Source organism: Streptomyces rimosus, assembly GCF_008704655.1.
In the GTDB taxonomy this organism is placed as follows: domain Bacteria; phylum Actinomycetota; class Actinomycetes; order Streptomycetales; family Streptomycetaceae; genus Streptomyces; species Streptomyces rimosus.
Genome location: NZ_CP023688.1, coordinates 7,723,375 through 7,744,613, shown reverse-complemented (window position 1 = coordinate 7,744,613; position 21,239 = coordinate 7,723,375). Strand labels below are relative to the sequence as shown.

Here is a 21,239-nt window from a genome sequence, read left to right as displayed (position 1 = left end):
CGGGTCGTTCGAAGGGGCCGTCATCGTGGCGACGGCCCGTTGCTGTGTTCTTGTCCGCCTCAAGTGGTCAACAAACCAGGACGGTTCGACAACCGGAACCCTCGGGTATCACCAGGTCGGGTGGCCCAGTCCGCCACCCACCGCACGAGCGCGAGGAGTTGTGAGAATGCCGTGCTGGTACGACGGTCCGCTGGCCTCCTTCGACACCGAGACGACCGGGATCGACGTGGAGCGAGATCGCATCGTGTCCGCCGCCCTGGTCGTCCAGGAAACCCCGCGCAGCGTGCCCCGCGTCACCCGGTGGCTGGTCAACCCGGGCGTCCCGATCCCCGAAGCGGCCGTCGCCGTGCACGGTCTGACGGCCGAGCACCTGGCGCTCAACGGCCGCTGGCCGTCGCCCGTGATGGAGGAGATAGCCCGGGCGCTGACCGACCAGTCGCTCGCCGGGCGGCCGCTGATCGTGATGAACGCGCCGTTCGACCTGACGCTGCTGGACCGCGAGTTGCGGCGGCACCGCGCCGCCTCGCTCCAGCACTACCTGGGCACCCACCCGCTGTCCGTACTGGACCCACGGGTGCTGGACAAGCACCTGGACCGCTACCGCAAGGGCCGCCGCACCCTGTCCGACCTGTGCGCGGAGTACGGCGTCGAACTGACCGGCGCCCATGACGCCGCGGCCGACGCGGACGCCGCGCTCCAGGTCGTACGGGCGCTGGGGCGCCGGTTCGCGGAGCGGCTGGAGTCGCTGAGCCCGGCCGAGCTGCACACCCGGCAGGCGGTGTGGCACGCGGCGCAGGCGCGCGGCCTGGAGGCGTGGTTCGCGCGCAACGGCACGGAGGAGGCGGTGGACCCGCACTGGCCGATGCGCCCGGACCTCCCGGCCGCGGCCTGACCGGCATCCGCGTCACGTCCCGTACCAACGCCAAGGGCCGGACTGCCTGTTGGCAGTCCGGCCCTTGATCCCGGTGGGCGATACTGGGTTCGAACCAGTGACCTCTTCGGTGTGAACGAAGCGCTCTCCCACTGAGCTAATCGCCCGGGTTTTTGTGTCCCCGGGGTTTCCCCCGCGAACGACCTGAACAATACAGGCCGCCGCGCCTTTCCATCAAATTCCCCGCCACCGCGTTCCCGTTCCGGCGCCGGCCGGCCCGGAAACACCGGCCCCTGGATCATTCACGGGCCAGCCAGGAGACCAGGCCCCGGCGCCCGGCACGCATCATCAGCGAGTGGTTGACGACGAAGAACGGCCGCCCCGGCACCGCCAGCCGGCGCATCGACGGCTTCTGCACCTCGACCTCCTGCTCGAAGACGGCGCGCGTGCCGCCGCCGGCCGCGCCGACCGTCCAGCGCGCGAAGCCCTCCAGGTCCCCGCGCATCGTGATCTCCAGTATCCCGGCCTCCGGATCGCGCCGTGCCTCGGTGGCCGTGACGGTGAGGACGTACGGGAGCAGGGACCGGAAGCACGCGGTGCCGCTGCGCTCGTCCACGCGGGTCACCCGGCGCACCTGGGGCCACCAGTGCGGGTACGTCTCGGCGTCCTCCAGGACGGCGTAGACCGCGGGGGGCGGCGCGGGCAGGCGCCACTCGCTGCGGAAGCGGTAGCGGTGCAGGGCGTACGGCCGGGCGGGCATGACCCGAGTCTGCCGCGCCGGCGGCGCCCGTGAGGAGGGAATGGCGAGAAGGAAACGGAAGACGGCCCGGAGGTCTGGGACCTCCGGGCCGTCGGCCGGTGTGGGCGATACTGGGTTCGAACCAGTGACCTCTTCGGTGTGAACGAAGCGCTCTCCCGCTGAGCTAATCGCCCGGGCGCAGAGAGAACATTACCGCACGTCGGAGGGCACTCACGACCACCCGCGGGGCGGCGCCGCCGGGCGGCGCTCACGCATCGGCGTTCCACGGCAGCACGAAGCCGAACTTCCACAGGTAGACCGCGAGCCCGGCCACGATGATCACCGCGCCGACGCTGGTCAGGATGATGTTGCGGCGCCGCACCTTCGGGTCCAGCGCCTTCTGCGCGGCCTCGGTGACCTTGCGCTTGGTCCAGCGCAGCACCAGCTGCGCCCAGACGAACTCGGTCGCCCAGATCGCCATGCCGGCGAAGATGACCAGCCAGCCGGGACCGGGGAGCGGCAGCATGATGATGCCGCCGACGACCACCGCCAGACCGACGACGAAGATGCCGACCTGCCAGCTCAGGTGCAGCGGGCGGGAGCGCCTGATGAAGTGCGGCGCCCGCGAGCCGAGACGCTGTTCCACCCCCGCAGTCTCCCCCGCGGCGGCCGGATCCGCAGCCGGAGCCGCCGCGTCGGCGATCCCCGACCCCCCGTTACTCTCCGTATTCATACGGCCCAACCTACCCGACGGAAGACGGTCACCGGAATGGCCGCCCAGGAGGATTGGCAACTCCGCCGTAAGAGGTACCGGAAGTCACCCAAAACCCTCAGAGGGGTTTACAACGGCACCGTAGGTGGCATGTCGATTTCGCCGACGTGCGAATCCCCGAGCGCACACTGAGCGAAAGGCCCTGGCGCTTATGAACACCACGGTCAGCTGCGAGCTGCACCTGCGCCTCGTTGTGTCGAGCGAGTCGTCACTGCCTGTACCCGCGGGCCTGCGGTATGACACGGCCGATCCGTATGCCGTGCACGCGACCTTCCACACCGGAGCCGAGGAAACCGTCGAGTGGGTCTTCGCCCGCGACCTCCTCGCCGAGGGCCTGCACCGGCCCACGGGCACCGGAGACGTCCGCGTTTGGCCGTCCCGGAGCCATGGACAGGGCGTCGTCTGCATCGCCCTGAGCTCCCCGGAGGGCGAGGCCCTTCTCGAGGCCCCGGCACGGGCCCTGGAGTCGTTCCTGAAGCGGACCGACGCCGCCGTGCCACCGGGCACGGAACACCGGCACTTCGATCTCGACACCGAGCTCTCCCACATCCTCGCGGAGAACTGAACGACGGCGCGGCGGCCGCCCGCGGCCCCTCACCGCACCGAACCACGCACACCTGCACCGTCCGACTCGGGGCGACGGGACAGGACCGACAAGTTCATACGGCACGAGCCGGCGCCGTCGCCGCGGACCCACCGCGGAGACGGCGCCGAAGCTTGTTGGACGCGCTAGAGTCGGCGACCATTCGGCAAGGACACCGGGGCGGCGCCGTCCGACCCCGCCCGGCCAGGGAGCGAAACCGTGATGATCACCCACGACACCCGGTGCGCGCTCGACGCGGTCGTCGACCTGTTGAACACCGCTCCGGAAGGCGACGCTGCCGGCGCCCCGGACAGCCTCACCGACCTGTCGGCGCTCCAGGCGTTCGTCGCGCGCAACGCGATCAGCGACGTGGGCACGCTCGACGAGCGCGACCTGGCGGCCGTGCGGTCGGTGCGGACGCGGCTCGCGCAGGTCTTCGCCGCGCCGGACGACCGTACGGCCGCCGAGCGGCTCAACGAGCTGGTCGCGGCGGCGGGCACCACCCCGCGGCTGACCGACCACGACGGCTACGACTGGCATGTGCACTACTTCGCGCCGGGCGCCTCGGTCGCCGAGCACCTGGCGGCGGACGGCGGGATGGCGCTGGCGTTCCTGGTCGTGGCCGGGGAGCGGGAGCGGCTGCGGCACTGCGAGGCGCCGGACTGCCGGTTCGCGTTCGTGGACCTGTCCCGCAACCGCTCGCGCCGCTACTGCGACAGCCGTACGTGCGGCAACCGGCTGCACGTCGCCGCGTACCGGGCACGCCGCCGGGAGGCCACGCGCTGACGCCGGCCCGGCGCGCCCCGGAAGCCTCACAGCAGCAGGAGGTCGTGCAAGGCTCCGATGAGCAGGAGAAAGGCGATGAAGGTGAGGAAGAGCATCAGCGGCGGCTGGGACAGCGCGTAAAGGCAGCCGCGCGGTTCGGGGGACGGGGGCTCGGCCGGTGTGACGGCGGGGTCCCGGGGCAGGGCGCACTCGTCGTTCATCTCCCGCCGATGATGGCGCAGGCGATCAGGCCGCGGCGGCCGGATCACCCCTCAGCGCAGGGAGTTCATCCCTTCCCGTGCATTTGCGTGATCGCTACGGTGTCCGAGATGTCACCCACGCGGGCCGTACGGCGGGCCGGGAAGGCGCCGCCACCAGCGGCGCCCCTCAGATGCCGTGCTTCTTCAGGATGGCTTCAATGTCGGAGAAGTCCTCCTGCGGCGCGCCGCCCTTGCCCTGGGCGGCGGGCCGCTTCGCCGGGGCGCCCGCGCCGAGCGACGGCGCGGAGGCCGCCGGCGCCACCGCGGCGGGCCCCCGCTGCCGGGCCGCGGCCCGCCGCTCCTTGCGGCTGCCGCCGGCCTTGAGGGAGTGCCGCTCGGCCACCCTCGCGATCATGAAAAGCACGACGGAGAGGGCCAGTACCCCGAAGCCCGCCCAGACCGTGGGCTTGAAGACCACACCGGTGAGCCAGTCGATCACGCCGGTCATCACCAGGCCCACGGGCACCAGGGAGAACGCCGCGATGCGCGTGGCGGCCAGGAAGCGCTTGCGGTAGGCCGTCAGCGCGGCGATGCCCAGGCCCGCCGCCGACACCGCGGCACAGACGGTCGAGGTCAGCATCCGGTCCTCCTGCCGGTCGATTCCGTACGGCGCGGCGCACACGGCGGCGCCCCCGTTCCTCCTTCCATCCTGCCCTGTCGCGGGCGCCCGGGGCCACGATCGCGGGCGGGCTCAGGGACATCTCGGGGTCGGGCTCCTCCGCAGGTCCCGGTTCGGGCCCGGCCGCGCTTGCTGGGAGACTGGCCCCATGAACGACGCCACGACCTCCGGCCCGGCCCGCCCCGTCGTCCTCGACGTGTGGTGCGAGCTGCAGTGCCCGGACTGCACCGCCGCGCTGGACGACCTGCGGGCCCTGCGCGAGCGCCTCGGGGACCGGCTGGACATCCGGCTGCGCCACTTCCCGCTGTCCAAGCACCAGCACGCGTACGCCGCGGCCCAGGCCGCCGAGGAGGCCGCGGAGCAGGGCAGGGGCTGGCCGTACGTGGAAGCCGTCCTGGCCCGCACGGAAGAGCTCGGCCGCAAGGGCGAGCCGCTGCTGGTCGAGGTGGCCGGTGAACTGGGGCTGGACGCCGAGGAGATGGACACCGCGCTGATCGACGGCCGCCATCTGCTCGCCGTCGACGCGGACCAGGCGGAGGGCAAGGCGATCGGGGTGACCGGCACCCCCACGTACCTGATCGGCGGCGAGCTGCTGGACGGCAGCAAGAGCCAGGAGGGCCTGCGCGAGCGCATCGAGGAGATCGCCGGGCGGCTGCTGGCCGAGCAGGGCTGACGCGGTCCGCCGGAGCGGGCGGGCCGCGCCCGCTCACAGCAGCAGTTTGTGCAGGGAGTAGCCGACCGGGCGGTAGCCCAGCGATTCGTACAGGCCGCGGGCCCGCTGGTTGTCGGCGAAGACGTTGAGGCCCAGCACGTCGCGGCCCGCGGCGAGGGTCTCCCGCTCGGCGACGAGCATGAGCGTACGGCCGTGGCCCCGGCCGCGGTGCTCGGGCGCCACCTGGACGTCCATGACGAAACCGCCGGGTCTGGCCGGGTCGTATGTCGTAACCCAGACGGTGCCGACGTCCGTGCCCTCGTGGGTCAGCACACGCAGCGACTGGTGCGCGCTGGCCGGACCGTCCGGCAGCAGTCGCGCATGGTCCTGCGTCGCCCGCTCCTGCGCCCGCCCGCGCGCCATGCCGTGGGCGACCTGCACGTCGACGTACTCAGTGTGTGCGGCGGCCAGCCAGGCCGGGTACTCCGCCGCGTCCATCGGCCGGTCGGCGCTGCCCGCCGGGAGGCCGGGCCGGGTGGTCAGCTCCTTGCGCATCCGGCGGCTGTGCTCCGTGTAGCCGAGGGCGGCGGCCAGCCGCAGGGCCACATCGGCGTCGGCCGGCACGTCCACCGTGATCCGCCGGCAGCCCCAGCCGCGCAGCACCTCTTCGGCGGCGAGGGCCGCGACCGTGCCGCGGCCGCGGTGCCGGTCGGGTTCGTCGATGCGCAGATCCGCGATACGCCCGGCGGACGGGCCCAGCCCGGCGTCGGTGGCCAGGCTTATCCGGCCCACCGGACGGCTGTTGACGCAGACTTCGTACGTACGGGCCCGGCCGCCGTCGTCGCGTCGTTCTTCGGGCCCGGCGGGGCGCAGCGTAGTGGTCACGCTGGCTTTCTACCCGGTTTCCCGGGCGTCCGTCATCAGCGCGGGTCGAAGTCGGCGGCGGCGCGCTCCGCGAAGAGCCGCATCGCCTCGGCGGTCAACGGGCCCGGCGCGTCACCCAGTTGCCGCCCGTCCACGCGGGTGACGGCCTGTACGTCGCGCAGCGTGGAGGTCAGGAACACCTCGTCGGCGTACTCCAGGACGTCCAGCGGCAGGTCGGTCTCCTTGGCGCCGGTCCACTCCACGGTCAGGGCGCGGGTGATGCCCGCCAGGCAGCCGGAGGACAGCGGCGGGGTGTGCAGCACGCCGTCCAGGGCGACGAAGACGTTGGAGCCGGTGCCCTCGCAGAGCTGGCCGACGGTGTTGCCGAACAGCGCCTCGGAGGCGCCCGCCGCCCGGGCGCGGGCCAGCGCGACGACGTTCTCGCCGTACGACGTGCTCTTCAGGCCCGCCAGCGCGCCGCGCTCGTTTCGGGTCCAGGGGACGGTGACGACCGCGGTGGTGTCGGGGCGGCGGGGGGACTCGCCGAGCGCGACGACCAGGGTGGGGCCCGCCTCGCCCCGGTCCGAGCCGAGCGGCGAGAGGCCGCCGGTGTAGGTGATGCGCAGCCGGCCGAGCGGCAGCGGATTGGCGTCCAGGACGGCCGCGCAGGCGCGCCGTACCTCGTCGAGGTCGGGGGCGGGCAGGCCCAGGCCGCGGGCGGAGGAGGCGAGCCGGTCCAGGTGGCGGGTGAGCGCGAAGGCGCGCCCGTCGACGGTCCGCAGCGTCTCGAAGACCCCGTCGCCGACCGTCAGCCCGTGGTCGAAGACCGAAACCCGGGCGCCGTCCGCGTCCCGCAGCTCCCCGTCGAGCCAGATCTTCATGGTCGTCTCCCTCCAGTCGGCTCGTGCAGGCCCGACGCTACCGCCAGCAGCCTGCGGGCCTTCAGCTCGGTCTCGTCCCACTCCCCCTCGGGGTCCGATCCCCAGGTGATCCCGGCACCGGCGCCGAAACGCAGCACCGGGCCCTCGGCGGCCGTCCGGTCGATCCAGAACGTACGGATGCCCACGGCCAGCTCACCGGTGCCGCGGTCGGCGTCCACCCAGCCGATGCCGCCGCAGTAGGGGCCGCGCGGCGCGGTCTCCAGCTCCTCGATGATCCGCTGGGACGCGAGCTTGGGGGCCCCGGTGATCGAACCGGCCGGGAAGGTGGCGTCGAGGAGGTCCGCCCAGGCCGTCTTCCGGTGCTCCTCGGCCAGCTCGCCGCGCACCGTGGAGACGAGGTGGACCAGACCGGGGTGCGCCTCGACCGCGCACAGTGCCGGGACGGTGACGGAGCCGGTGCGGCAGACCCGCCCGAGATCGTTGCGGACCAGGTCCACGATCATCACGTTCTCCGCCCGGTCCTTGTCCCGCAGGTCCTCGGGGACCCGGCCGGTGCCCTTGATCGGGCCGGACTCGACGATGCTTCCGTAGCGGCGCAGGAAGAGCTCGGGGGAGGCGGTGGCCACCTCGGTACCGTGCGCGGGGAGCCGGACCACGCCCGCGTACGGGGCCGGGTTGCCGCGGGCCAGGACGGCGGACAGCGCCTCCACGTCCGCGCGCGCGGGATCCGGCAGCGGCGCGCTCAGAATGCGGCAGAGATTCACCTGATAGACCTCGCCCGCGGCTATGTACTCGCGTATGCGCCGTACGCCCGCGGTGTAGGCGGCGCGGTCCAGGGAACTGCGCCAGTCCCCGGGGGCCGGGCCCCGCCAGCGGGCGGGGTCGGGCGGGGGCACGGACCCGGTGTCCCGCACGTCGCCGAAGCGCGCGCAGATCACGCCCCCCTCGTAGTCGGCGACGACGGCCCACCAGCCGGCCGAGTCCAGGGCCTCCGGATCACGGGTGACATCGCGCAGGTCAGTGGCTGTACGGCCGCCGAATCGGGCCAGCGGGGGGAGGTCGTTCACGCCATCGAGTCTATGGCTGGGGCCCGCCGGCCGCCCCGATCGGGCGAGCAGCGCAGCACGCTGCACAAACGCGTTTTTGTACTGGCCCGGGAATCCGCTAGAGTTCAACACGTCGCCGGGACGCGGAAGCGAAACGGCAGACGGGGTTCCTCCCCGGACCTGGTCCGGGAAAGGCACCTGCGGACGTAGCTCAGTTGGTAGAGCACCACCTTGCCAAGGTGGATGTCGCGAGTTCGAGTCTCGTCGTCCGCTCGAAGTGGGGGATCTTCCCGAACCCCCGCACTCCTGGTGGAGTGGCCGAGAGGCGAGGCAACGGCCTGCAAAGCCGTCTACACGGGTTCAAATCCCGTCTCCACCTCCAAGGACGATTAGCTCAGCGGGAGAGCGCTTCCCTGACACGGAAGAGGTCACTGGTTCAATCCCAGTATCGTCCACTGGTCCGCAAGGACCGCTCCCCCCGCCTTCGGGCAGGGCGGACCCCGCGCGATTAGCTCAGCGGGAGAGCGCTTCCCTGACACGGAAGAGGTCACTGGTTCAATCCCAGTATCGCGCACGCAGCACCCCGCGGCCCCGGCCGCGGTCCCGAGGACGATTAGCTCAGCGGGAGAGCGCTTCCCTGACACGGAAGAGGTCACTGGTTCAATCCCAGTATCGTCCACACCGTACGGTCGAGGGCCGGAGCAGACGCTCCGGCCCTTCGCCGTTGTGGGTGCGGGTTCGGGCCGCGGCTCAGGAGGAGAACAGCATCCGCCCGAATCCGCGGTGGCCGTGGTGCCCGTGATGGCCGTGGTGCGCGGTGCCCCAGGCCGGGGCGGCCGGGTACGCCATCGGGGCGTGCGGGTACGCCTGCGGCGGGGGCGCCTGGGTGGACCACTGCGCCTCCATACGGGACAGCGCCTCCAGCTCCCCGTAGTCCAGGAAGATCCCCCGGCAGCCGGCGCACTGCTCGATCTGCACGCCATTGCGGTTGTACGTCTGCATCGGGCCGTGACACTTGGGACATTGCATGGCGATCGTCTCCTGACGAGAGGCGGCCCCCGGAGCGGCCGTCCGGTGGTGACGGATTCACCCTACGGCCGCGGGCGGCCCGCCAACTCCCGTAGAACACAAGCCGTTCGGGCCCTGCGCGCCTCGCGGACCATCCGGTCGCAGGCGTCCACGCAAGCCGTCTCGTCGGCGTCCGGCGCGCGGCCGGCGGGCGCGGCCTTGGCGAGGGCGAGGGCTGCCGTCTGGACCGTCAGGGCGCGGGCGGGCACGTCCAGTTCGGGCCAGGGATCGCCGTACGGGCATACGGCGGGTCCGCCCGCCGCCCGGTAGGCGCCGAGAAACCGGGACCAGAGGTCAGGGGCCAGCAGCCCGGTGGCGAACCAGGCGGCGGGGCGGGCCAGGTCCCACGCGGGATCGCCGAGACCCAGGTCGTCGATGTCGATGAGCAGCCAGGGGCCGTCCGGGGCGGGATGCCTGACGAGCTGCCCGAGATGCAGGTCGCCGTGGCACAGGACGTCGGCGCGCGGCGACGGCGCCTCGTCGCGGGCCCATGGGGGCAGCAGCGCCCAGGCGTGTTCGACGGCGAGGACGGCGGCGGGGAAGGGCGGCGCGCCGGATGCGGTGAGCGCGGCGCGCATACGGGTCAGGGCGCGGGCCGCCTTGGCCGGGCCGCGCATCGGCGGCACCGGGCCCGGCAGGCGCGCCGCCGGAACGGAGTGCAGGCGGGCGAGCAGCCGGGCCGTCTCCTCCCACGGGGCGGCGTACGGATCGTCCGGGGATACGGGCCTGCCGTAGGGCCAGCAGGTCGCGGGGCGACCGTCGGCGAGCGGGGCGAGGAGGCCGTCGGGGCCGGTGACCGGGAGCGGTTGCAGCACGGTGCCGCGCAGGTACGGGTGTGCCGCGACCTGGAGCCGGACGGCCAGCCGCTCCGCGTCGCAGTCCGGCGCGTGCGCCTTGGCCACGACACTTCCGCAGCGGAGGAGCGTGGCGTCGGGGCGGTCGGCGAGGAGCGTGGGGCGGAGGGGGGCTTCGGGATGGTCGGGCGACGGGGTGGGGTGGCGGGTGACTTCAGGGTGGGCTGCCGAGGGGATGAGGTGACGGGTGACCTCAGGGCGGTCGGCAGAGGTGGTGGGCCCGTGGGTGGCTTCGGGGGCGGTCCGCCGGGCCAGGGCTGCCAATTGGCTGATGTGGGGTGCGGGCATCGTCCCTCCCCCGGAGCGGAGCGGGCAGGTGAGCGGACGGACGGGCGGACGGTTCGCAGGGATCGTAGGCGGTGGGGCCGGGCCCGCCCAGTCCGCCGACCGGTCCGAACAGACCTCCGGCCGCCCCGCAGAATCCGCCAGGTCCGCCAGGTCCGCCAGGTCCGCCAGGTCCGCCAGGTCCGCCAGGTCCGCCAGGTCCGCCAGGTCCGTCGACCGGCCCATAACAGGCCGATGGCCGGGCATCTCCCCAGATGCCCGGCCATTCTGCCGTCCGCCGCACCCCCGTCCCCACGGGGTTGTAGGCCGGAAGTCCCCCGTCCCGGGCCGCTCTCCCGGGACCGGGGCGCCTCAGCGCCCCAGCATTCCGGCCACGGACGACGCCTGTGTCATGACGGCATCCCAGCCGCCGAACACGACGGCGAGCAGGACCGCCAGCGGCAGCACCATGGCCACCGCGACGAGCGGATGCCGGCGCGTCCCGGAGGTCCGTCCGCCGAACGCCGAGACGACCCTGCGTCCTTGCGTACGGACGGCCGTGCGTCCGAAGAGATCCGACATCGCCCCGCTCCCGTCAGTCTTGGGGCGGCGGGTGTCTGACCTCGGGGGACGAGTGCGTTCACCCGCCGCTTGCAGACAACATTAGGCAGTCGGCGGGCGGCGGGCGTCATGCCGTCGTACCGATTGGGCGGCCTACGCCAGGATGACGGCACGCCGCGGCGCCTACTCCCCTGGGTGGAGATGTCCCCCTCAGGACCTGGGGTCATCCCGGAGGGGACGCTCCCCGGCGGCCTCGGATTCCTCGATTCGCGGCACGGGGTGTTCGACCAGGGCGAGGACCCGGTTGGCCATGAAGCGGGCGGTACGGACCACCGAGCCGCTCCGGGTGACTTCGCTCACTTCCACCACTCCCCTGCGCACCGCCGTCTCGACCCTGCGGCCCGCCCTGCTCGCCACCACTTCATACGCCCGGGTGGTGTCCCCGGCATCCACGACGATCTCGACCCGGTCACCCTTCACCGCGTCAATCCCCCTTCCGCGACGGATCATTGGGCACACGCGCGGGAGGCCGGACCGCGCCGCGTCCGGATTTCCCCCACTCCGTCAGCATCCCACCGGCCACTGACAATCCGGTCGCCGACGCATGCGCGGCCTATCAGCACAGCGAGCCGTCAATCCGTAAGCTGTGCCACGTCAGACGGGACCGGGCAGCGGGGATGGACATGGCGATGATGCGGCTCCGGCGCGAGGACCCGCGTGTCGTCGGTTCGTACCGGCTCCACCGGAGGCTCGGCGCGGGCGGGATGGGCGTGGTCTACCTCGGCTCCGACAAGCGCGGGCAGCGGGTGGCCCTGAAGGTCATCCGCCCCGACCTCGCCGAGGACCAGGAATTCCGCTCGCGGTTCGCCCGCGAGGTGTCGGCCGCGCGGCGCATCCGCGGCGGCTGTACGGCGCGGCTGGTGGCCGCCGACCTGGACGCGGACCGGCCGTGGTTCGCGACGCAGTACGTCCCCGGGCCCTCGCTGCACGACAAGGTCAACGACGAGGGGCCGCTGCACCCGGCGCAGGTCGCCTCGATCGGCGCCGCGCTGTCCGAGGGCCTGCTGGCGGTGCACGACGCCGGCGTGGTCCACCGGGACCTGAAGCCGTCCAATATCCTGCTCTCCCCCAAGGGCCCGCGCATCATCGACTTCGGTATCGCGTGGGCCACCGGGGCGAGCACGCTCACCCACGTCGGTACGGCGGTCGGATCACCCGGGTTCCTCGCGCCGGAGCAGGTGCGGGGCGCGGCCGTGACCCCGGCGACGGACATCTTCGCGCTGGGCGCGACGCTCGCGTACGCGTGCACGGCGGACTCGCCCTTCGGGCAGGGCAGTTCGGAGGTCATGCTCTACCGCGTCGTGCACGAGGAGGCGCAGCTGTCCGGCGTGCCGGACGCGCTGGCCCCGCTGCTCGCGGCGTGCCTGGCGAAGGACCCGGCGGACCGGCCCAGCACCCTGTCGCTGTCGCTGCGGCTGAAGGAGATCGCGGCGCGTGAGGCGCAGGGGCTGTCCATGCCGGGCGGGCCCGGCGGCGAGGTGCCGCCCGGCGGGGCCGGGCGTCTGCGGCCGGGGCGTGGCCCGTCGCCCGAGCGGGGCGCGGGGGCGCCGTCCGAGCGGAGCACTCCGGCCCGGGCGGCCAGGTCCGTACGCCCGCAGGCGGACCGTCCGACCGGCAAGCGCGCGGAGGAGTACGCGCGGCAGCGTACGGAGCGGCGGGCCGCCAACACGCCGACGCCGCGTCCCCAGGCGCCGCGCGCCAGTGGGGCGGGCCGGGGTGCCGCGCCGGTCCGGCCCCAGGGAACGCCGGGTGCTTCGAGCGCTCCGGGTGCGGGCGCCCCGGGCGCGGGGCCTTCGGGAGAAGCCGCGCCGAAGTCCCGCGGCGGCAGGCGACCGTCGGCGCGCCCGTCCGTACCGGGAGCACGCACCCCGGGCCGAAACGGTTCGCGCCCGGCGCGGGTCTCCCGTACGGGATCGCGTACGTCGCCCGGCGCCCGCAGGCCCGGCCCCGACCGGCGGCTGCTGCGTCAGCGGATCATCGTGTTCATCACCGTGACGCTGCTGGTCGCGCTGGGGATCGCGGTGGCACAGGGATGCCAGGGCCCGGCCAGGAGTCTGGGGCCCGAGCGGTCGGCATACGGGGCGGGGCACGTGTCGTCGTCGCCCGCGCTGCCACCGGAGACCGGCCGGAACTGACGGCCCGCCGACGGACGCCCGGCAACCGGCAACCGGCAACCGGCAACCGGCAACGGATTCGAACATTCCGTCCCACACGGCAGCAGGCGGGTGCTACTTTCGCGCCATGTCCAAGATCGAGAACGACCGGGCCGAGAAGACCGACAAGGCCCAGATAGACGCGCTGACCGCCGAGTTCTTCGGCGCCTTCGACAACCGGGGCGGCCGGACCCCCGATGTGGCCGTGATCCGCCGGCTGATGCTTCCGGAGGGCGTGATCGTGGTGACCGGCCCGCAGTTCACGGTCTACTCCGTGGAGGCGTTCATCGAGCCGCGGCAGCGGCTGCTGACCGAGGGCCGGCTGGTCGAGTTCTCCGAATGGGAGACGTCCGAGCGGACCGAGATCGCGGGCGACATCGCGTCGCGGTTCGGCACATACCGCAAGTCCGGTTTCCTGGACGGCGCCCCGTACGAGGGCGAGGGGAGCAAGTCCTTCCAGTTCGTCCGCACCCCGGAAGGCTGGCGGATCGCCGCTTTCGCCTGGTACGACCAGCCCTGACCCGGACCACCGCCCCGCGGCCCGGCCGCCCCGTACTCACCCCTCGGCCGGTCCCCCGTCCCCCCGCCCCGCCGTGACCGCGTAGAAGGCCACCGCCGCCGCTGCCCCCACATTGAGGGAGTCCACGTCGTGGGCCATCGGGATGCGCACCCAGGTGTCGGCGGCGTCCAGGGCGCGCCGGGACAGACCGTCACCTTCGGCGCCGAGCATCAGCGCCGCGCGCTCCATGCGGTGCGGAGCCACCTCGTCCAGCGGAACGGCCCGGGCGTCGGGAGTGAGGGCCAGCAGCGGGAAGCCCGCCTCGCGGACGGTTTCCAGGTCCCGGGGCCAGTTCTCCAGGCGGGCGTAGGGGACGGCGAAGACCGCGCCCATGGAGACCTTCACCGAGCGGCGGTAGAGCGGGTCGGCGCTGTCCGGGGAGAGCAGGACGGCGTCCATGCCGAGGGCGGCGGCGCTGCGGAAGATCGCGCCGATGTTGGTGTGGTCGTTGACCGCTTCCATCACCGCGATCCGGCGGGTGCCGGGCCGGGCCAGGAGTTCGGCGGCCGTCGGCAGCGGCTTGCGGGCCATGGAGGCCAGGGCGCCGCGGTGGACGTGATAGCCCGTCACGCGCTCGGCCAGGGCCGGGTCGACCACGTACACCGGTGCCGTCGCCGCCTCGATGACGTCGCCCATCACCTCGACCCACTTGGCGGACAGGAGCATCGAGCGCATCGCGTAGCCGGCCTGTCCGGCGCGCCGGATGACCTTCTCGCCCTCCGCGATGAACAGGCCCTCGGCCGGTTCGCGGCGGCGGCGCAGCTCCACGTCGGTCAGGCCGGTGTAGTCGCTCAGGCGGGGGTCGTCCGGGTCGTCGACGGTGATGATGTCAGCCACGGGGTGGGTGCCTTGTCGCTGGTGGGTGGGGTGGGGGCGGTGAGGTTCGCGGGGTCAGTCCGTGGGGTTCACGGCCACGACCTCACCGATGACGATGACTGCGGGCGGCCGTACGCCTTCGGCCCGTACCGTCTCGCCGAGCGTGCCGAGCGTGGCGTCCACGCGGCGCTGGGCGGCGGTGGTGCCCTCCTGGACGACGGCCACGGGGGTGTCGGCGCCGCGTCCGTGCGCGATGAGCGTGGCGGCGATGGCGCCGCTGTTCTCGACGCCCATCAGGACGACGAGGGTGCCGCGCAGGCGGGCGAGGGCCGACCAGTCGACCGTGGAGCGCTCGTCGTCGGGCGCGACATGGCCGCTGACGACGGTGAACTCCTGGGCGACCCCGCGGTGGGTGACGGGGATGCCGGCGGCGGAGGGCACGCTGATGGAGCTGGAGATGCCGGGCACGACGGTGCAGGGGATGCCGGCCTCGGCGAGCGCCTGGAGTTCCTCCATGCCGCGGCCGAAGACGTACGGGTCGCCGCCCTTGAGGCGGACCACGGACTTCCCGGCGCGGGCGTGCTCGATCAGGGCGTTGTTGATGGCCTCCTGCGCCATGAACCGGCCGTACGGGATCTTCGCGGCGTCGATGACCTCGACGTGCGGCGGCAGTTCGGCGAGCAGGTCGCGGGGGCCGAGCCGGTCGGCGATGACCACGTCGGCCTCGGCGAGCAGCCGGCGGCCGCGCACGGTGATCAGGTCGGGGTCGCCGGGGCCGCCGCCGACCAGGGCGACGCCGGTGGCGCGGGCGCGGTGGTGCGGGGCCGCGAGGGTGCCGTCGCGCAGGCCCTCGACGATGGCGTCCCGTACGGCGGCGGAGCGGCGCGGGTCGCGGCCGGTGAGGACCGCGACGGTGACGCCCTCGCTGCGGCCGGTGGCCGGCGTCCAGGCGGTGGCGGCCTCCGCGTCGTCGGAGCGCACGCACCACACGCGGCGGTCCTCGGCCTCCTGGGAGGCGGCAGCGTTGGCCTCGGGGTCGTCGGTGGAGATCAGGGCGTACCAGGCGTCGGCGAGGTCGCCGGGCGCGTACCGGCGGCGCTCCCAGCGGATCTCGCCGGTGTCGGCCATCGCCTCGACGGACGGCTTGGCGGACGGGGAGATCAGCAGCACGTCGGCGCCCGCCGCGACCAGGGAGGGCAGGCGGCGCTGGGCGACCTGGCCGCCGCCGAGGACGACCACGCGGCGGCCGGACAGGCGCAGTCCGACGGGGTAGGCGGCGTGTTCGGCGTGCTCGGCCATGGCGGTACGGCTCCTTGTACGGGTGGCGCGGTGGTGCGGGCAGCGCGCGCTGGCGAAGGTGGGGACGCGTCGCCGCTGCGGCACTGGAGCGGCGGTGGGACGGGGCGGCTGCCGCCCCGGGGGCCTGGTGAGAGGGTACGGCCCCGGCCCACAGCCTATGAGGCTGCGGGCCGGGGGTCATGCGCAGGGACCTCCCGCGCGGTCAGCCCTTCTCGGTGACTCCGGCGGAGTCGAAGGTGGCGACCTCGTGCATGGCGCGGGCGGCGCTCTGGACGACGGGCAGCGCCAGCAGGGCGCCGGTGCCCTCGCCGAGCCGCAGGTCGAGGTCGACCAGCGGGCGCAGTCCGAGCTTGTTGAGCGCGGCGACATGGCCGGGCTCGGCGCTGCGGTGGCCCGCGATGCAGGCGGCCAGCGCCTCGGGGGCGATGGCGCGGGCCACCAGGGCGGCGGCCCCGGCGCTGACGCCGTCCAGGATGACCGGCGTACGCAGCGAGGCGCCGCCGAGGATCAGACCGGCCATCGCCGCGTGCTCCAGGCCGCCGACCGCGGCGAGGACGCCGATCGGGTCGGCCGGGTCCGGGCGGTGCAGCTCCAGGGCGCGGCGCACCACGTCGACCTTGCGGGCGTGGGTCTCGTCGTTGATGCCCGTGCCGCGGCCGGTGACCTCGGCGGGGTCGGTCTCGGTGTAGACGGAGATCAGGGCGGCCGAGGTGGTGGTGTTGGCGATGCCCATCTCGCCGGTGATCAGCGCCTTGTTGCCGGCGGCCACCAGGTCGCGGGCGGTCTCGATGCCCACCTCGATGGCGCGCAGCACCTCGTCGTGGCTCATCGCCGGGCCGACGGTGAAGTCGGCGGTGCCCGGCCGGATCTTGCGCGGCAGCAGGCCGGGGGTGGCCGGCAGGTCGGCCGCCACGCCCACGTCCACGACGCAGACCTCGGCGCCCACCTGGTTGGCGAAGGCGTTGCAGACCGCGCCGCCGCCCAGGAAGTTGGCGACCATCTGCGCCGTGACCTCCTGCGGCCAGGGGGTGACGCCCTGGGCGTGCACACCGTGGTCGCCCGCGAAGACGGCGACGGCGGCCGGCTCCGGGATCGGCGGCGGGCACTTGCGGGACAGGCCGCACAGCTGCGCGGAGATGATCTCCAGCATGCCGAGGGCGCCCGCGGGCTTCGTCATCCGCTTCTGCCGCTCCCACGCCTCGCCGAGCGCCTTGGCGTCCAGCGGGCGGATGCCCTGGAGGGTCTCCTGGAGGAGGTTGGCGGGCGCCTCGCCGGGCAGGGCGCGGCGGCCGTACGTCTCCTCGTGGACCACCCAGGACAGCGGGCGGCGCTTGGCCCAGCCGGCCTGCATCAGCTCGGGCTCGTCGGGGAACTCGTCCACGTACCCGACGCAGAGGTACGCGACGACCTCCAGGTGCTCGGGCAGGCCGAGCTCGCGGACCATCTCGCGCTCGTCGAAGAAGCTGACCCAGCCGACGCCCAGGCCCTCGGCGCGGGCCGCCAGCCACAGGTTCTCCACCGCGAGCGCGGAGCTGTAGGGGGCCATCTGGGGCTGGGTGTGGCGGCCGAGGGTGTGCCGGCCGCCGCGGGTGGAGTCGGCGGTCACCACGATGTTGACCGGCGTTTCGAGGATGGCCTCGATCTTCAGCTCGCGGAACTGCTTGGCGCGGGCCTTCGGCAGCGACTTCGCGTACGCCTCGCGCTGCGCCGCGGCGAGCTGGTGCATCCGCTCCCGGGTCTCCTGCGAGCGGATGACGACGAAGTCCCAGGGCTGGGAGTGCCCGACGCTGGGGGCGGTGTGGGCCGCCTCCAGGACGCGCAGCAGCACCTCGTTGGGGATGGGGTCGGAGCGGAAGCCGTTACGGATGTCACGGCGCTCCCGCATGACCCGGTGCACGGCCGCACGCTCGGAGTCGTCGTAACCGGCGGCCGGGGGGCCGAGCGGCTGAGCCGGGATGGCGGGCTGCTGGGGGTCGGCCGGGGGGGTGGTGTCGTCCTGGGGGGCGGTCCCGTCCTGCGGGGCGGTCCCGTCCTGGGGGGCCGGGGCCGGGGCGTCCGCGGGCGTGGGGGTCTCGGTGGACGGTACGGCCTCGGTGGACGGTACGGCCTCGGCGGCGGCCGGGGCGGGCTGCTCCGGGGCGGCTTCGGCGGGGGCGTCCTGCGGGCCCTGGGGGGCCTGCGCGTCCTGCGCGTCCTGCGCGTCCAGGACGACCGGGGCGTCCGGGGCGTCGCCGAGCTGGACCAGCGAGGCGCCGTCCTGCTCCACGACGGGCTGACCGGCGTCGGAGCCGTCTTCGGCCGGGGGCTGCGCGTCGTTCGCCGGGGCGGCGTCCGCCGGGGCAGCGGTCTGCTCGGGAATCTGGGCGGGCTCCTCGACCGGCTGGGCGTTCGGGGCCTCAGGGGTGTTCTGGGCGTCCGCGGGCTGCTGAGGGCCTTCGGTCTGCTGGACGCCCTCGGGGACAGCGGCCTGCTCCGGCTGCGGGGCTACGGCCTGCTCGGCGACGACGACGGCGGCGGGAACAGCGTCCCCGGCCGGGGCCTGCGCATCGGCGGCCGGAGCGGCCGGTGCGGCCTCCGCGGCCGGAGTGGCCTCGACGGCCCCGGACGGCTCCGCCGCCCCGACCTGCTGCTCCGGCCCCTGCTCTACCTGAGCCTGCTCAACCGTGCCCTGCCCGGCCTGAACCACGGCGTCCTGCACCACCTCGGCCGCAGGCACGTCACCCGCAGACGTGTCCCCCGCGGGCTCACCGCCCGCGGCATCGCCCACAGGCGCATCGCCCGAAGCCACAGCACCCTGCCCCTGCTCGGCCACAACAGCCTCCTCCGCCACAGCCCGCTCCGCGCCGGGCACGGCCGCGGCCTCCGCCGGCGCCTCCTGCACAGCCTGCTCCTGCTCAGCGGTTACGGCCCCGTCCTGCCCCGCCGCAGGCGTGTCGGCCGTCTCGACCGGTGCCTCCTCGGCGGCCTGTATGGGCTGCGGTACCTCTACGGGCTGCGCGCCCTCGGCCGTACCGGCGGCAACCGCCTCCTGGGCCGGCTCCGCCGCCACGGCCTGTTCCGCCTGCTGAGCGGCGGCCTCGGCCACCTGCGGCGCGGCCTCGACCGCCTCGGAGGGCACACCCTCCACAGCAGCCTCAGCAGCACCCTCGGACCCGGGCGCCTCGGCAGTCACATCAGCCTCCGCAGCCTCCTCGGCACCGCGATCGACCGTTTCTGCACCCGGGGCCGTCGGTACGGCGGCAGCGGCCTGCCCGGCGGCTGCCGCGGCGACCGGCGCCACGGGGGCGGCCTGCGCCGGGGCGCTGTCCCACGACGGCACCTCGGCGGGGATACCGCCGAGTTGCGGTCCGGGCATCGCCGCGCCAGGGGCCGCGTACTCCTCGGCGACCGCCTGCTGCGCGACGGGGGCGCCGCCGGAGGTGTCCGCCTGCGGCGCGCCCTCCTCGACGTCCAGGTACTCGGGGCCCGGCGCGGGCCGGGCGGGGGTGGCGCGCGGCGGCGCGCCGGCCGGGCCGCGGTCGGCGAGCGAGCGGACCACGCCGCCGCCCGCGTCGGGGACCGGCGGGCCCATGTGGAGCGGGCGGCGCGGCGGCGCGGGGGTCTGGGGCGCGGCCGTCGGCGGGACGCGTACGCCGCTCACATCGACCGAACCGGTGTCACGGCCACCGCTCTCGTGGTCGCCGGTCTCGGGCGGCAGCGGCTCGTACCCCATGGCGCCGAGCGGCGCGGAGTCGTACGGGCCCGCCTGCTCCGGCACGGACTGCTGGGGCGGCGCCTGCTGCGGCTGGGCCTGCTGGGGGAACTGCGGCGGCGTCACCGGCTGGTGGTGCTGCTGCTCGCTGCCCCACGCGCCCTGGGCCCCCGGCATCAGCAGGAGGTCGTCGTCCTCGGCGCCCGCGTCGGCGGGGTCGAGGTAGGTGTAAGCGTCAGGAGCCTGGGGCGTGCCCGGCGCCTGTGTCGGGCCGGCGTCGGCAGGGGAGGGAACGGCCGCCGGCTGCGGCTGTCCGGGCTGTCCGCCTGCGTTCTCCGGCAGCCCCTCGCCCGGGACCTGGCCGGTGTCGGTCATGCGTACCCCTCGCCCATTTGGTAGTGCTCCTTCCAACCGCTCGTGCGACGCGCTCCACCGCGGCACGCCGACCGCCCCGATAGCTAGAACGAGCGAGCGCGCCTCGCGGCACGTCCGCCCTCAAGAGCTTCAATTACGGCCAAAACCACGGCATGTTCCGGATATTGGCGTACGAAACCGAACGCGGGACGGCGGCGCAACGATCCGCCAGCCTACCCCGCGCCGGGGCCGCGCCCGGTCACGGGTGAGCAACCCGATAGCCGCTGAGCAGGAAGACGACGGCCCGCTCCCGCTCGACCCAGGCGGAGGTGTCCAGTTCCACGGACTGCAGCAGCGCGCACTCGGCCTCGTAACCGCCGTCGGTCAGCGCCCGTCCGATCGCCTCGGCCTCGTCGCGGGTGGCCGCGTGCGCGACGATGCGCTCCGGCCGGCGGGCGGCGCAGGCGGTGATCACGGCCGCTCCCCCGCCGCCGACCCGTACGACGTCCGGCTCCGGCAGGTCCTCCAGTACCTGGGGCGCGCGGCCCTGGACGACCTGGAGCTGTACACCGTACCGGCGGGCCACCGCGGCGGTGCGGTCGCAGGCGTCCGGGTCGGCGTCCACCGCGATGACGGCCGCCCCGAAGCGCGCGGCCTCGACGGCGGCGGCGCCGCTGCCCGCGCCGATGTCCCAGACCAGGTCGCCGGGCCGGGGCCCGAGGCAGGCCAGCTGGGCGCTGCGCAGTTGGACGGATTCCCCCTCGCCCAGGACACCGCCGTACGCCTGTGCGGGCAGTCCCCAGCCGCGCGGCGGCGACGGGTAGGTGACGTCCCGGCCCGCCATCCAGCCGCTGCCCTGGGCGGCGGCGCTGGCCCCGCCGACGACGATGACGACGTTGGGGTCGCGCCAGACGTGGTCGGCGGCCTTGTCGGAGGTGAGGACCGTCACCTGCTCGCGGTCGGTGCCCAGTTCCTCGCAGATGACGAAGGTGCGGTGCACGCCGTCCAGCAGCAGGGCGAGTTCGGCGGGCCCGGCGCCGGGTGCGGTCAGGACCGCGACCTTGGTGTGCGCGCGGCAGACGTTCACGGCCCTGCGCAGGTCACGGCTGTGGGCGACGACGATCTGGGCGTCGTCCCAGGGCATGCCGGCGCGGGCGAAGGCCGCGGCGACGGACGAGACGGCGGGCACCACCTCGACCTCCAGGCCGTGCTCCGGCGCGCGCAGGGTCCGTACGACGCCGAAGAAGCCGGGGTCACCGTCGGCGAGCACCACGGCGGTGCCGCGGTGCTGGGCGATGCGGCGGGCGGCCAGGTCCACGCTGCCCAGCCGGATCTGTTCGGCGTGCGGCGGTACTTCGGGGAGGGTGAGGTGGTGGGCGGCGCCGGCCACGAGCGTCGCCGCGCCGAGGGCGGAGCGGGCGGCGGCGGTCAACGGCGAACCGTCCCACCCGATCACCGTGACCCGGTCGGCCATCGTCGTCAGTCTCCTGGGCTTGACTTGCTACGGA

Annotated in this window: 21 protein-coding genes and 7 tRNA genes; 11 read left to right on the top strand and 17 right to left on the bottom strand. The window is 74.2% G+C overall.

Features of this window, described 5'->3' with window-relative positions:
* The first annotated feature begins 166 nt into the window (after positions 1-166).
* Positions 167-892 (top strand): 3'-5' exonuclease, encoded by a 726-nt coding sequence (locus tag CP984_RS33930; RefSeq protein WP_003987210.1) that lies wholly within the window; start codon positions 167-169, stop codon positions 890-892.
* 74 nt (positions 893-966) lie between these two features.
* Here the strand turns inward: CP984_RS33930 and CP984_RS33925 are convergent.
* The 4 genes from CP984_RS33925 to CP984_RS33910 all read right to left on the bottom strand — a co-directional run bounded on the left by CP984_RS33925 (position 967) and on the right by CP984_RS33910 (position 2,343).
* Positions 967-1,038: transfer RNA gene (locus CP984_RS33925), tRNA-Val, on the bottom strand.
* Positions 1,039-1,169: 131 nt separating this feature from the next.
* Entirely contained in the window at positions 1,170-1,631 is a 462-nt protein-coding gene (locus CP984_RS33920; RefSeq protein WP_003987209.1) for an SRPBCC family protein, read from the bottom strand.
* 101 nt (positions 1,632-1,732) lie between these two features.
* Positions 1,733-1,804: transfer RNA gene (locus CP984_RS33915), tRNA-Val, on the bottom strand.
* 74 nt (positions 1,805-1,878) lie between these two features.
* Entirely contained in the window at positions 1,879-2,343 is a 465-nt protein-coding gene (locus CP984_RS33910) for a TIGR02611 family protein (protein WP_030178069.1), read from the bottom strand.
* Between the two features lie 190 nt (positions 2,344-2,533).
* On the opposite strand from CP984_RS33910, the gene CP984_RS33905 reads away from it, so the two are divergent.
* Positions 2,534-2,947 carry an SsgA family sporulation/cell division regulator gene (locus CP984_RS33905; RefSeq protein WP_003987206.1) on the top strand — a complete coding sequence of 138 codons (414 nt, stop codon included), beginning with the start codon at positions 2,534-2,536 and terminating at the stop codon, positions 2,945-2,947.
* Between the two features lie 237 nt (positions 2,948-3,184).
* The gene (locus CP984_RS33900) at positions 3,185-3,751 is read left to right on the top strand and encodes a CGNR zinc finger domain-containing protein (RefSeq protein WP_030178072.1); all 567 of its coding nucleotides are present in this window, start codon (positions 3,185-3,187) and stop codon (positions 3,749-3,751) included.
* Between the two features lie 26 nt (positions 3,752-3,777).
* On the opposite strand, the gene CP984_RS41615 is transcribed toward CP984_RS33900, so the two are convergent.
* On the bottom strand, positions 3,778-3,951 hold the full coding sequence (locus CP984_RS41615; RefSeq protein WP_003987204.1) for a hypothetical protein: 174 nt from the start codon (positions 3,949-3,951) through the stop codon (positions 3,778-3,780).
* Positions 3,952-4,117: 166 nt separating this feature from the next.
* Positions 4,118-4,570, bottom strand: a complete 453-nt coding sequence (locus CP984_RS33895; RefSeq protein ID WP_030178074.1) for a hypothetical protein — start codon at positions 4,568-4,570, stop codon at positions 4,118-4,120.
* Positions 4,571-4,757: 187 nt separating this feature from the next.
* Between CP984_RS33895 and CP984_RS33890 the strand changes: the two genes are divergently transcribed.
* Complete coding sequence (locus CP984_RS33890) at positions 4,758-5,282, top strand: DsbA family protein (protein WP_003986844.1); 525 nt, start codon at positions 4,758-4,760, stop codon at positions 5,280-5,282.
* Positions 5,283-5,315: 33 nt separating this feature from the next.
* Here CP984_RS33890 and CP984_RS33885 read toward each other — a convergent pair whose 3' ends face one another.
* The 3 genes from CP984_RS33885 to CP984_RS33875 are packed head-to-tail and all read right to left on the bottom strand — an operon-like array spanning position 5,316 to position 8,073.
* Complete coding sequence (locus CP984_RS33885; protein WP_003986845.1) at positions 5,316-6,146, bottom strand: GNAT family N-acetyltransferase; 831 nt, start codon at positions 6,144-6,146, stop codon at positions 5,316-5,318.
* A 35-nt stretch (positions 6,147-6,181) separates the two neighbouring features.
* A complete protein-coding gene (locus tag CP984_RS33880; RefSeq protein ID WP_003986846.1) occupies positions 6,182-7,006 on the bottom strand; it encodes an aminotransferase class IV in 825 nt (274 codons plus the stop codon).
* Positions 7,003-8,073 carry a chorismate-binding protein gene (locus tag CP984_RS33875; RefSeq protein ID WP_030178077.1) on the bottom strand — a complete coding sequence of 357 codons (1,071 nt, stop codon included), beginning with the start codon at positions 8,071-8,073 and terminating at the stop codon, positions 7,003-7,005. The genes CP984_RS33880 and CP984_RS33875 overlap by 4 nt, the downstream gene beginning before the upstream one ends.
* Positions 8,074-8,252: 179 nt before the next feature.
* Here CP984_RS33875 and CP984_RS33870 point away from each other — a divergent pair.
* The 5 genes from CP984_RS33870 to CP984_RS33850 all read left to right on the top strand — a co-directional run bounded on the left by CP984_RS33870 (position 8,253) and on the right by CP984_RS33850 (position 8,731).
* Positions 8,253-8,325: transfer RNA gene (locus CP984_RS33870), tRNA-Gly, on the top strand.
* A 35-nt stretch (positions 8,326-8,360) separates the two neighbouring features.
* Positions 8,361-8,434, top strand: a tRNA-Cys gene (locus CP984_RS33865).
* A gap of 1 nt (position 8,435) precedes the next feature.
* A tRNA-Val gene (locus CP984_RS33860) sits at positions 8,436-8,507 on the top strand.
* A 47-nt stretch (positions 8,508-8,554) separates the two neighbouring features.
* Positions 8,555-8,626 (top strand) — tRNA-Val (locus tag CP984_RS33855).
* A gap of 33 nt (positions 8,627-8,659) precedes the next feature.
* A tRNA-Val gene (locus CP984_RS33850) sits at positions 8,660-8,731 on the top strand.
* A 71-nt stretch (positions 8,732-8,802) separates the two neighbouring features.
* On the opposite strand, the gene CP984_RS33845 is transcribed toward CP984_RS33850, so the two are convergent.
* The 4 genes from CP984_RS33845 to CP984_RS33825 all read right to left on the bottom strand — a co-directional run bounded on the left by CP984_RS33845 (position 8,803) and on the right by CP984_RS33825 (position 11,279).
* Positions 8,803-9,081, bottom strand: coding sequence for a TFIIB-type zinc ribbon-containing protein (locus tag CP984_RS33845; RefSeq protein WP_003986847.1), 279 nt, complete (start codon positions 9,079-9,081; stop codon positions 8,803-8,805).
* A gap of 62 nt (positions 9,082-9,143) precedes the next feature.
* Positions 9,144-10,262, bottom strand: a complete 1,119-nt coding sequence (locus tag CP984_RS33840; protein WP_078575392.1) for a phosphotransferase family protein — start codon at positions 10,260-10,262, stop codon at positions 9,144-9,146.
* A 348-nt stretch (positions 10,263-10,610) separates the two neighbouring features.
* Complete coding sequence (locus tag CP984_RS33830; protein ID WP_003986849.1) at positions 10,611-10,820, bottom strand: hypothetical protein; 210 nt, start codon at positions 10,818-10,820, stop codon at positions 10,611-10,613.
* A 189-nt stretch (positions 10,821-11,009) separates the two neighbouring features.
* Positions 11,010-11,279, bottom strand: a complete 270-nt coding sequence (locus CP984_RS33825; RefSeq protein ID WP_003986850.1) for a hypothetical protein — start codon at positions 11,277-11,279, stop codon at positions 11,010-11,012.
* Positions 11,280-11,482: 203 nt separating this feature from the next.
* Here CP984_RS33825 and CP984_RS33820 point away from each other — a divergent pair, with 203 nt between their 5' ends.
* The gene (locus CP984_RS33820; RefSeq protein WP_050498790.1) at positions 11,483-12,994 is read left to right on the top strand and encodes a serine/threonine protein kinase; all 1,512 of its coding nucleotides are present in this window, start codon (positions 11,483-11,485) and stop codon (positions 12,992-12,994) included.
* A 106-nt stretch (positions 12,995-13,100) separates the two neighbouring features.
* A complete protein-coding gene (locus tag CP984_RS33815) occupies positions 13,101-13,532 on the top strand; it encodes a Cif family virulence factor (RefSeq protein WP_003987048.1) in 432 nt (143 codons plus the stop codon).
* Positions 13,533-13,568: 36 nt separating this feature from the next.
* Here CP984_RS33815 and CP984_RS33810 read toward each other — a convergent pair whose 3' ends face one another.
* From CP984_RS33810 to cbiE, 4 genes are all read right to left on the bottom strand, one after another.
* Complete coding sequence (locus CP984_RS33810; RefSeq protein ID WP_003987051.1) at positions 13,569-14,408, bottom strand: TrmH family RNA methyltransferase; 840 nt, start codon at positions 14,406-14,408, stop codon at positions 13,569-13,571.
* A 54-nt stretch (positions 14,409-14,462) separates the two neighbouring features.
* A complete protein-coding gene (gene cobA, locus CP984_RS33805) occupies positions 14,463-15,686 on the bottom strand; it encodes a uroporphyrinogen-III C-methyltransferase (protein ID WP_003987052.1) in 1,224 nt (407 codons plus the stop codon).
* 202 nt (positions 15,687-15,888) lie between these two features.
* Positions 15,889-19,752: a nicotinate-nucleotide--dimethylbenzimidazole phosphoribosyltransferase gene (gene cobT / locus CP984_RS33800; protein ID WP_030178087.1), complete on the bottom strand. Its 3,864-nt coding sequence runs from the start codon at positions 19,750-19,752 to the stop codon at positions 15,889-15,891.
* 238 nt (positions 19,753-19,990) lie between these two features.
* Positions 19,991-21,205, bottom strand: coding sequence for a precorrin-6y C5,15-methyltransferase (decarboxylating) subunit CbiE (cbiE, locus tag CP984_RS33795; RefSeq protein ID WP_003982538.1), 1,215 nt, complete (start codon positions 21,203-21,205; stop codon positions 19,991-19,993).
* Positions 21,206-21,239 lie beyond the last annotated feature (34 nt).